Source organism: Pseudomonas sp. IPO3747 (genome assembly GCF_013385245.1).
Lineage (GTDB): Bacteria > Pseudomonadota > Gammaproteobacteria > Pseudomonadales > Pseudomonadaceae > Aquipseudomonas > Aquipseudomonas edaphica.
Genome location: NZ_JACAQL010000027.1, coordinates 21,221 through 31,359, shown reverse-complemented (window position 1 = coordinate 31,359; position 10,139 = coordinate 21,221). Strand labels below are relative to the sequence as shown.

At 61.0% G+C, this 10,139-nt stretch carries 10 protein-coding genes; 7 read left to right on the top strand and 3 right to left on the bottom strand.

The annotated features are described in order from the left end of the window. Positions 1 to 162: 162 nt before the first annotated feature. Both HX790_RS27575 and HX790_RS27570 read right to left on the bottom strand, forming a co-directional pair. On the bottom strand, positions 163 to 1,656 hold the full coding sequence (locus HX790_RS27575) for a CoA-acylating methylmalonate-semialdehyde dehydrogenase (protein ID WP_017134728.1): 1,494 nt from the start codon (positions 1,654 to 1,656) through the stop codon (positions 163 to 165). Between the two features lie 39 nt (positions 1,657 to 1,695). Further along, positions 1,696 to 3,045 (bottom strand): aspartate aminotransferase family protein, encoded by a 1,350-nt coding sequence (locus HX790_RS27570; RefSeq protein WP_017134727.1) that lies wholly within the window; start codon positions 3,043 to 3,045, stop codon positions 1,696 to 1,698. A 125-nt stretch (positions 3,046 to 3,170) separates the two neighbouring features. Here HX790_RS27570 and HX790_RS27565 point away from each other — a divergent pair, with 125 nt between their 5' ends. The 4 genes from HX790_RS27565 (at position 3,171) to HX790_RS27550 (ending at position 6,915) form a co-directional block, all read left to right on the top strand. Further along, positions 3,171 to 4,091, top strand: a complete 921-nt coding sequence (locus tag HX790_RS27565; protein ID WP_017134726.1) for a LysR family transcriptional regulator — start codon at positions 3,171 to 3,173, stop codon at positions 4,089 to 4,091. 88 nt (positions 4,092 to 4,179) lie between these two features. Beyond that, entirely contained in the window at positions 4,180 to 5,574 is a 1,395-nt protein-coding gene (locus HX790_RS27560; RefSeq protein ID WP_026013502.1) for a uracil-xanthine permease family protein, read from the top strand. 87 nt (positions 5,575 to 5,661) lie between these two features. Beyond that, complete coding sequence (locus tag HX790_RS27555) at positions 5,662 to 6,321, top strand: TetR/AcrR family transcriptional regulator (protein WP_017134724.1); 660 nt, start codon at positions 5,662 to 5,664, stop codon at positions 6,319 to 6,321. Positions 6,322 to 6,333: 12 nt separating this feature from the next. Next, positions 6,334 to 6,915, top strand: a complete 582-nt coding sequence (locus HX790_RS27550) for a YigZ family protein (protein WP_065930576.1) — start codon at positions 6,334 to 6,336, stop codon at positions 6,913 to 6,915. Positions 6,916 to 6,981: 66 nt separating this feature from the next. Here HX790_RS27550 and HX790_RS27545 read toward each other — a convergent pair whose 3' ends face one another. Next, entirely contained in the window at positions 6,982 to 7,398 is a 417-nt protein-coding gene (locus HX790_RS27545; protein WP_017134722.1) for a hypothetical protein, read from the bottom strand. 83 nt (positions 7,399 to 7,481) lie between these two features. On the opposite strand from HX790_RS27545, the gene HX790_RS27540 reads away from it, so the two are divergent. The 3 genes from HX790_RS27540 to HX790_RS27530 all read left to right on the top strand — a co-directional run bounded on the left by HX790_RS27540 (position 7,482) and on the right by HX790_RS27530 (position 10,090). Beyond that, positions 7,482 to 7,832 (top strand): MerR family transcriptional regulator, encoded by a 351-nt coding sequence (locus HX790_RS27540; RefSeq protein WP_017134721.1) that lies wholly within the window; start codon positions 7,482 to 7,484, stop codon positions 7,830 to 7,832. A gap of 25 nt (positions 7,833 to 7,857) precedes the next feature. After that, on the top strand, positions 7,858 to 8,544 hold the full coding sequence (locus HX790_RS27535) for an SDR family oxidoreductase (protein WP_017134720.1): 687 nt from the start codon (positions 7,858 to 7,860) through the stop codon (positions 8,542 to 8,544). A gap of 187 nt (positions 8,545 to 8,731) precedes the next feature. Further along, the gene (locus tag HX790_RS27530) at positions 8,732 to 10,090 is read left to right on the top strand and encodes an 8-oxoguanine deaminase (RefSeq protein ID WP_176992523.1); all 1,359 of its coding nucleotides are present in this window, start codon (positions 8,732 to 8,734) and stop codon (positions 10,088 to 10,090) included. Positions 10,091 to 10,139: the final 49 nt, after the last annotated feature.

The window sequence follows — 10,139 nt, the reverse complement described above, 5'->3', positions numbered from 1 at the left end:
TACCAAGGAGTTTTCCGTTTCGACTGCGCCGGAAGTGGGGCGAATTATAGACAGATATAAAACGCCGTCAATCCCTTTCTTTCACTTTTCTGTCATATAGGTCAAAAAGGCCGCAAAAGCACAAAAGCCGGCCCCAAGGGGCCGGCCTTCACCTACTACGCCTTACAGACTCGGGAAGGCGAACTGCGACGCTTCATGGCTGGCCCGCTGCGGCCAACGCTGGGTAATCGCCTTGCGACGGGTATAGAAACGCACCCCATCCGGCCCATAGGCATGCAAGTCGCCAAACAGCGAACGCTTCCAGCCGCCAAAGCTGTGGTACGCCACCGGCACGGGCAACGGCACGTTTACGCCAACCATGCCCACTTCGATCTCATCACAGAACAGCCGCGCCGCTTCACCGTCACGGGTAAAGATGCAGGTGCCGTTGCCATACTCATGATCGTTGATCAGTTGCATCGCGGCTTCCAGGCTGTCAACGCGGACCACACACAGCACCGGCCCGAAGATCTCCTCTTTATAGATGCGCATTTCAGGGGTCACGCGATCAAACAAGCTACCACCCAGGAAGAACCCCTCTTCATGCCCGGCAACACTCAAACCGCGGCCGTCGACTACCAGCTCAGCGCCAGAAGACACACCGTCTTCTATATAGCCACTGACCTTGTCCCGCGCCTGCCCCGTCACCAACGGCCCCATATCCAGGCCGCAAGAGGTGCCCGCACCAATCTTGAGTGCCTTGACCTGCGGGACCAACTTGGCGATCAACGCATCCGCCACCTGGTCACCCACGCACACGGCCACCGAAATCGCCATGCAACGCTCACCGCAGGAACCGTACGCCGCGCCCATCAGAGCGCTGACCGCGTTATCCAGGTCCGCATCCGGCATCAGCACCGCATGGTTCTTCGCCCCGCCCAGCGCCTGCACGCGCTTGCCGCGCTTGGTTGCTTCGGAATAGATGTACTCGGCAATCGGCGTCGACCCCACAAAACTCAGGGCTTTCACTTCCGGCGCTTCAATCAGCGCATCCACTGCGCCCTTGTCCCCGTGCACCACGCTCAGCACGCCTTTGGGCAGACCGGCTTCCTGCAACAGCTGCGCAATCAGCAGCGTGGAGCTTGGATCACGCTCCGATGGTTTCAGGATGAAACAGTTACCGCACACGATCGCCAGCGGGTACATCCACAGCGGCACCATCGCCGGGAAGTTGAACGGAGTAATACCCGCCACCACACCCAACGGCTGGAAGTCCGACCACGCATCAATGTTCGGCCCCACGTTACGGCTGTACTCGCCCTTGAGAATCTCCGGCGCCGAACAGGCGTATTCCACGTTCTCGATGCCGCGTTTCAGTTCACCGGCGGCGTCTTCCAGGGTCTTGCCATGCTCCTCGCTGATCAACTGCGAAATTCTCGCTTCGTTCTGCTCCAGCAATTGCTTGAAACGAAACATCACCTGGGCACGCTTGGCCGGTGGGGTATTACGCCAGGCAGGGAACGCCGCCTTGGCCGAGTCGATCGCCTGTTGAATAGTTTCACGGCTGGCCAATGGCACTTGGTGAATCACCTGGCCGGTGGACGGGTTGTACACGTCGGCACTACGGCCGCTGTCATTGACCAACTCACCGTTGATCAAATGCTGGATAAGGCTCATGCAGGGCTCCTGAAAAGTTGTTCTATATAGAAGGAGAAATCAGTCGATCTTGTTCAGCACTTCGCCGACCGCATCGAACAAACGATCCAGGTCCTGCGGCTTGCTGTTGAAGGTTGGCCCGAACTGCAGGGTGTCACCGCCAAAGCGCACGTAGAAACCCGCTTTCCACAAGGCCATGCCGGCCTCAAATGGACGCACGATGGCATCACCGTCACGCGGGGCAATCTGGATCGCGCCGGCCAGGCCGTAGTTACGAATGTCGATCACATTCTTGCTGCCCTTCAACCCGTGCAACGCATTCTCAAAGTGCGGGGCGACTTCGGCTACGCTCTGCACCAGGTTTTCCTTCTGCAACAGGTCCAATGCCGCCAAGCCAGCCGCGCAAGCCACCGGGTGCGCCGAGTAGGTGTAGCCGTGGGGGAACTCCACCGCGTATTCCGGCGTCGCCTGGTTCATGAAGGTCTGATAGATCTCGCTGCTGGCAATCACCGCGCCCATCGGGATCGCGCCGTTGGTGACTTGCTTGGCAATGCACATCAGGTCCGGGGTCACGCCAAAGCTGTCGGCGCCGAACATCGAGCCGGTACGGCCGAAACCGGTGATCACTTCGTCGAACACCAGCAGGATGTTGTGTTGGTCGCAGATCTCACGCAGTCGCTTGAGATAACCCTGTGGCGGCACCAGCACGCCAGCGGAACCGGCCATCGGTTCAACAAACACCGCTGCGATGTTCGACGCGTCGTGCAGTTCGATCAGCTTGAGCAGCTCATCGGCCAGGGCGATGCCGCCCAGCTCCGGCATGCCACGGGAGAAGGCATTGCTCGCCAGCAACGTGTGCGGCAGATGGTCAACGTCCATCAGGCCCTGACCGAAGAGCTTGCGGTTGCCGTTCACGCCACCCAGGCTGGTTCCGGCAATGTTCACACCGTGATAGCCACGGGCGCGGCCGATCATCTTGGTCTTGGTGGCCTGGCCTTTCAGGCGCCAGTACGCACGCACCATCTTCACCGCTGTATCGGCGCACTCGGAGCCCGAATCGGTGAAGAACACGTGGTTCAGGTTGCCTGGGGTCAGGTCGGTGATCTTTTCCGCCAGCTGGAAGGACAACGGATGACCGTATTGGAAGCCCGGGGAGTAGTCCAGGGTGCCCAGTTGCTTGGAGACTGCTTCCTGAATCTCTTTACGGGTGTGCCCGGCGCCACACGTCCACAGGCCCGACAACGAGTCGTACACCTTGCGGCCCTTGTCATCTATCAACCAGCTGCCTTCAGCGCCGACGATCAGGCGCGGGTCGCGCTGGAAGTTGCGGTTGGCGGTGTAAGGCATCCAGTGCGCATCCAACTTCAGTTGGCTGGCCAGGGACGATGGGGCGTTTTCGGGCATGTTCATCAGCAAAACCTCGCAGGGCAAAAGGCAGCGTCGGGATTGAAAAGCGTTGTTGCAGCTAAATTGCCACGGCGATAAAGTCGGTGAAATCCAACTCTTCTAACCTTCAGTCAGGCCTTCACTAAACTATGAGCAGCCGTCGACCCGATCCCCTGGCCCAAGTCAGCGACTTCGATATCCGCCTGTTGCGCATCTTTCGCAGCGTGGTGGAGTGCGGCGGCTTCTCGGCGGCCGAAACCGTGCTCGGCATCGGCCGCTCGGCCATCAGCCAGCAGATGAGCGACCTGGAGCAACGCCTTGGATTGCGCCTGTGCCAGCGCGGGCGTGCCGGTTTCTCCCTGACCGAAGAAGGCCGCGAGGTCTACCAATCGGCCTTGCAGCTATTAAGTGCGCTGGAAAGCTTTCGCACCGAGGTCAACGGCCTGCATCAGCATTTGCGCGGCGAACTGATCATCGGCCTCACCGACAACCTGGTCACCCTGCCCCACATGCGCATCACCCACGCCCTGGCGCAGTTGAAGGAACGCGGCCCCGACGTACAAATCCAGATCCGCATGATCGCGCCGAACGAGGTGGAACAAGGTGTACTCGATGGTCGCCTGCATGTCGGCGTAGTACCTCAGGCGAGCGCGCTGTCCGGCCTGGAATACCAACCCCTATACAGCGAACGCTCACTGCTCTACTGCGCGGTTGGCCACCCGTTGTTTTACGCGGACGACAAGCAACTGGACGACCCACGTATCGACAGCCAGGACGCCATCGCCCCGACCTTTCGCTTGCCCGCCGAAATCCAGGCCCATTACCAGGCACTCAATTGCACCGCCAGCGCCTCGGACCGCGAAGGCATGGCGTTCCTAATTCTCACCGGCCGCTATATCGGCTACCTGCCCGACCACTACGCCAGCCTGTGGGTACAACAAGGCCGACTGCGCGCGCTGAAACCGGCTACACGTTTTTACGATTTGAGCCTCGCATCGGTCACGCGCAAGGGTCGCCGCCCTCATTTGGTGCTGGAAAGCTTTCTGGAGAGTCTGGCGGCAACGCGCTAATTCGGGCCTCTCGCTAAAAGCTGAGCAACTGGACAGCTTTTTGCAAGGGAACCAGGACCTTGAACCGTCCGCCCTGAGTTTGCCCGCCATGCCACCAGAAACCTTGAGCCCCAACGACCTGATCTACGGCCTGAACGACCGACCGAAACCACTGCCGGCCCTACTGGCAGCCTTGCAACATGTGCTGGCCGCCTTTGTCGGCATCATCACCCCGCCACTGATCATCGGTTCTACGTTGGGGCTCACCGCCCACCTGCCCTACCTGATCAGCATGGCGTTGATGGTGTCCGGCGTAGGCACTTTCATCCAGGCACGCAGGCCATTTGGTATCGGCGCCGGCATGATCTGCCTGCAAGGCACCAGCTTTGCGTTTCTCGGCGCGGTGTTGTCAGCAGGCTTTCTAGTGAAGCAACGCGGCGGCAGCCCGGAAGACATCATGGCGATGGTCTTTGGCGTGTGCTTTTTCGGCGCGGCGGTGCAGATCGTGTTGAGCCGTTTTATCGGCCAATTGCGCCGTGTGATCACGCCCTTGGTCACCGGCATTGTCATCACCTTGATCGGCATCAGCCTGATCAAAGTCGGCATCACCGACCTGGGTGGCGGTTTCAATGCGCCTGACTTCGGCGCGCCGACCAACCTGGCCTTGGGGTTGTTCGTCGTGTTGACGATCATCTTGCTCAACCGCTCGAACACGCCGTGGGTACGCCTCTCGGCAATCATCATCGGCCTGGCCCTCGGCAGCCTGGCCGCGTGGTTCAGCGGCAAGCTGGTGCCCCAAGCCTTGCCCGACTTGCCATTGATCAGCGTACCGATGCCGTTTCGCTTTGGTTTCAACTTCGACTGGAGCGCCTTCCTGCCCATCGCGCTGATTTATCTGATCAGCAGTATCGAAACCGTTGGCGACCTGACCGCCAACTGCATGATCGCCCGCCAGCCGATCAGCGGCCCTTCTTATATAAGTCGACTCAAGGGCGGCGTATTGGGTGATGGCGTCAGTTGCATGATCGCCGCCACCTTCAGCGCATTCCCCAACACCACGTTTGCGCAGAACAACGGCGTGATCCAACTCACCGGCGTGGCCAGCCGTTACGTCGGCTTATACATTGGTGTGCTGCTGTTCTGTCTCGGCCTGTTTCCACTGATCGGCGCGGTGCTGCAGCAAATCCCCAAACCGGTATTGGGCGGCGCAACCCTGGTGATGTTCGGCAGCGTGGCCGCCGCCGGCGTGCGCATTCTGGCCCAGGCGCCGCTGGACCGACGCAGCATGTTGATCATCGCCACCTCGTTCGGCGTTGGCCTGGGCATCGCCGCCCAACCTGAGTTGCTGCACTTGATGCCGCCTCTGGTGCAAAACCTGTTCGATTCGGCCATCACCAGCGGCGGCCTGACGGCCATCGTGTTGTGCCTGTTATTACCCGAGGCCAAAGCGAATACCGCAGGCGCAAACCACGCGCCGGAAAGCGACACACTGGAACCGCTTTGACGGTTTTATTGCATCGGGACTTGTCTGAGGCTTGAGGGTGGGTTATCTGTGCACACGTCGTCTCTATCGATCAGCACGGAAACCTCCATGAGCCTCGAAGTTCCTGCCCACAGCAACCACGCCGGTAAACCTGCCAGCCGTATTCGGCAAAAGAATGAACAAGCGATTCTCCAGGCGGCTGAAGACGAATTCGCGCGTCATGGCTACAAAGGCACCAGCATGAACACCATTGCCTCGAGTGCCGGGCTGCCCAAGGCCAACCTGCATTATTACTTCACCAACAAGCTCGGCCTGTACATCGCGGTACTGAGCAATATCCTCGAACTGTGGGACAGCACCTTCAACGCGCTGACCGCCGAGGACGACCCCGCCGTCGCGCTGACACGCTACATCCGCACCAAGATGGAATTCTCCCGGCGCCACCCCCAAGCCTCGCGGATCTTCGCCATGGAGATCATCAGTGGCGGCGAATGCCTGACCGAATATTTCAGCCAGGACTACCGCGCCTGGTTCAGTGGCCGCGCAGCGGTGTTCCAGGCCTGGATCGAAGCCGGCAAGATGGACCCCATCGACCCCGTACACCTGATCTTCCTGTTGTGGGGCAGCACCCAGCATTACGCCGACTTCGCCACCCAGATCTGCCGCGTCACCGGTCGCACCAAGCTGACCAAGCAGGACATGGAAGACGCCGGCACCAACCTGATCCATATCATCCTCAAAGGCTGCGGCATCAAGCCGGCCCTATAAACGAAGCGACTTATGCCTTTCACGCTGACCGGCCTTTGCGAATTTCGTGAAGAAATACGCAAAAGCCGCTTTATCACCCTGGCCGCGCCGATCACCAGCGCGCAAGACGCCCAGGCGTTTTTCGAGCAGCACAGCGACCTCAACGCCACGCACAACTGCTGGGCCTGGAAGCTCGCCGACCAGTACCGCAGCAACGACGATGGCGAACCCGGCGGCACGGCCGGGCGACCGATCCTGGCCGCCATTGAAGCCCAAGGCTTTGATCAGGTCGCCGTGCTGGTGATTCGCTGGTACGGCGGCATCCAGCTGGGCACCGGCGGCCTGGCTCGCGCCTACGGCGGCGGCGCGAACAAATGCCTGCAGAATGCCGAACGCATCGAGTTGATCAGCCGCGTGCCGCTGAGCTGTGCCTGCAGTTTCTCGGAATTGAACCTGGTGAAACTGCGCGTGGCCGAACTGGGCGGGCTGGTGGTGGAAGAAACCTTCACCGCCAACGGCGTCGAGCTACAGCTCGCACTCGGCGAGGCGCACATCGACACGCTGCAAACCCAGCTCGCCGACCTCAGCCGTGGGCGCATCCTGCTCGAACGCTGAAACTGCCCACATCTACTGTGCACCTGCCTGTGGATAACCTGAGCACACCCGTCTGTAACCCTTTTGTCATAAGGGCTTACGGGCGCCGGTCATTTTTTGATCAGTATTGATCGGCAATATTTGCGCAACGCCCCACAGTACTTCCAACAGCAGAATTATCCACAGCACCGACGTGGCGCCCTGCGTCAGCGCGTACAGCTGCCAGGTCGCAAACAGACCACGGCCGGCCGCGTCATACAGCCCGAATTGGCGTTGAGGGTCGCGAATACGCAGCACTGCCCACACGCACACGATCGAGCCGAGCAGGTTGGCCATCAATACGTGCGCAGGCAGAAACGGCGGTAGCTCGCCCGGCAGGTTCAAGCCCTGCAACAGGCCGTGTACTAATGCAAAACTCCACGGCGTGACAAACGCGGCGGTGATGATCAAGTCATACCAGGCACTGGCCCGCACCAATGTCCGGTAGCGTTTTTGTGTCCACATAGCAGCAAGCTCCTTCAATTCAAGAAGCCAGCAGGCTAAAGCCTGGAGTATGCTCCAGGGTCAAGCCCTCTCGAGCCCGTCCCATGCGTATCGGCGAATTAGCCAAGGCCAGCCAGGTCAGCCGCGACACCTTGCGCTTCTATGAGCAGCGCGGGTTGATCGCCGCGCAACGCAGCGCCAACGGTTACCGCGACTACCCGCCGGACATGCTGCAACTGGTGCTCTATATCAAGACTGCGCAGCGCCTGGGTTTCAGCCTCGGCGAGATCGGCACCAGCGTCGCCGCCTTATGGCAGGCGCCCGATCCCGACGCTGCCGTCACACAATTGCTGCAAGACAAGCTCAACCTGATCGACACCCGCATCACTGAACTCGGCCATCTGCGCCAGGAGTTGCAGCAAAGGCTCGGGCAACGTTGTCCACTGAATCCGTGAACCTCCACTCCAAAGGAAGCCCTTCATGTCTACGCCAAAAACCGCACTGATCATCGGCGCCTCGCGCGGCCTGGGCCTTGGCCTGGTCAAGCAACTGCTGCAGGACGGCTGGGAGGTGACCGCCACCGTGCGCGACCCGAACAAGGCCGATGCGCTCAAAGCCGTGGGCCAGGTGCAGATCGAGAAGCTGGACATGGACGATCAACAAGCCGTGATCGCCTTGGCCCAACGCCTGAAGGAGCGCACCTTCGACCTGCTGTTCGTCAACGCCGGCGTCAAAGGCCCTGCCAACCAGGAGCCGGGCCACGCCACCCTGGCGGAAGTCGGCCAGCTGTTTTTCACCAACGCCGTGGCGCCGATCAACCTGGCCCAGCGCTTTGTCGGGCAGATCCGCAAAGACACCGGCGTGCTGGCGTTCATGAGTTCGGTGCTGGGCAGCGTGACTATTCCCGATGGCTCCGACCTGGCGCTGTACAAGGCCAGCAAGGCTGCACTCAACTCCATGACCAACAGCTTTATCACGCAACTGGGCGACCATAAGCTCACCGTGCTGTCGCTGCATCCGGGCTGGGTGAAAACCGACATGGGCGGCGAAAACGCGCACATCGATGTCGACACCAGCGTGCGCGGCCTGGTGGATCAGGTGAATGCCTACACCGGCAAAGGCGGCCATCACTTCGTGGACTACAAGGGCGACACCATCGCCTGGTAACAGCTCGGTCCAACCTGTGGGAGCGGGCTTGCCCGCGATGGTCTCAAGAGCACCTCGCTCCTACAGATAGACCTGATCATGGACTACACGTAAACTCTGCTCCTCGCCCTCACCGGCGACCCTGGATCAGCAGACAGGGCAACACTGAGCTGGCAAACCTGAACCCATCATTCAGAGGAGCCGGCCAATGCCTGCGACCCGTATCTGGTTAAAAAACCCCCTCGCGATTTTCACCGCCAATGGCCTCGACGCCCGTGGTGGCCTGGTGCTGCAAGACGGTGTGATCACCGAAGTGCTGGGCTGGGGAAAAGAGCCCACCGTGCCGTGCGGACAAGTATTCGATGCACGCGAACATGTGATCCTGCCGGGGCTGATCAACACCCACCATCACTTCTACCAAACCCTGACCCGCGCCTGGGCGCCGGTGGTGAACCAGCCGCTCTTCCCGTGGCTGAAAACCCTGTACCCGGTCTGGGCACGCCTGACCCCGGAAAAACTCGCGCTGGCGTCCAAAGTCGCCCTCGCAGAGTTGCTGCTCTCCGGCTGTACCACGGCGGCCGACCACCATTACCTGTTCCCTGACGGCCTGGAAAATGCCATCGATGTACAAGTAGAAAGCGTGCGCGAACTGGGCATGCGTGCCATGCTCACCCGCGGTTCCATGAGCCTGGGCGAAGCCGATGGCGGCCTGCCGCCGCAGCAAACCGTGCAACAAGGCCAGGTTATCCTCGAAGACAGCCAGCGCCTGATCCGCGAATACCACCAGCGCGGCGATGGCGCGCAAATCCAGATCGCCCTGGCGCCCTGCTCGCCGTTTTCGGTCACCCCGCAAATCATGCAAGCCAGCGCCGAACTGGCCAACAGCCTCGACGTGCGCCTGCACACGCACCTGGCCGAAACCCTCGACGAAGAAGACTTCTGCCTGCAGCGTTTCGGGCTGCGCACGGTGGACTACCTCGACAGCGTTGGCTGGCTCGGCCCACGCACCTGGCTGGCCCACGGCATTCACTTCAACCCGGATGAGATCGCCCGCCTGGGCGCCGCCGGCACCGGTATCTGCCATTGCCCAAGCTCGAATATGCGCCTGGCTTCCGGCATCTGCCCGACCCTGGACCTGCTCGCCGCCGGCGCGCCGATTGGCCTGGGCGTCGACGGTTCGGCCTCCAACGATGCCTCGAACATGATCCTCGAAGCGCGCCAGGCCCTGTACATCCAGCGCCTGCGTTACGGCGCAGAAAAGATCACCCCGGAAGGCGTGCTGGGCTGGGCCACCAAAGGCTCGGCGCAGTTGCTGGGGCGCACGGATATCGGTGAGTTGGCCGTGGGCAAACAGGCTGACCTGGCGCTGTTCAAACTCGATGAGCTGCGCTTTTCCGGCAGCCATGACCCGATTTCGGCGCTGCTGCTGTGCGGCGCCGACCGCGCGGACCGGGTGATGATCGGCGGCAAGTGGCGGGTGATCGATGGGCAGGTTGAAGGGCTGGACCTTAAAGGCTTGATTGCCGATCACAGCCAGGCGGCGAAACAGCTGATCGCCGGCACCTGAGCCCTGCACAAAGCCAACTGTGGGAGCTGGCTTGCCTGCGATGCAGACA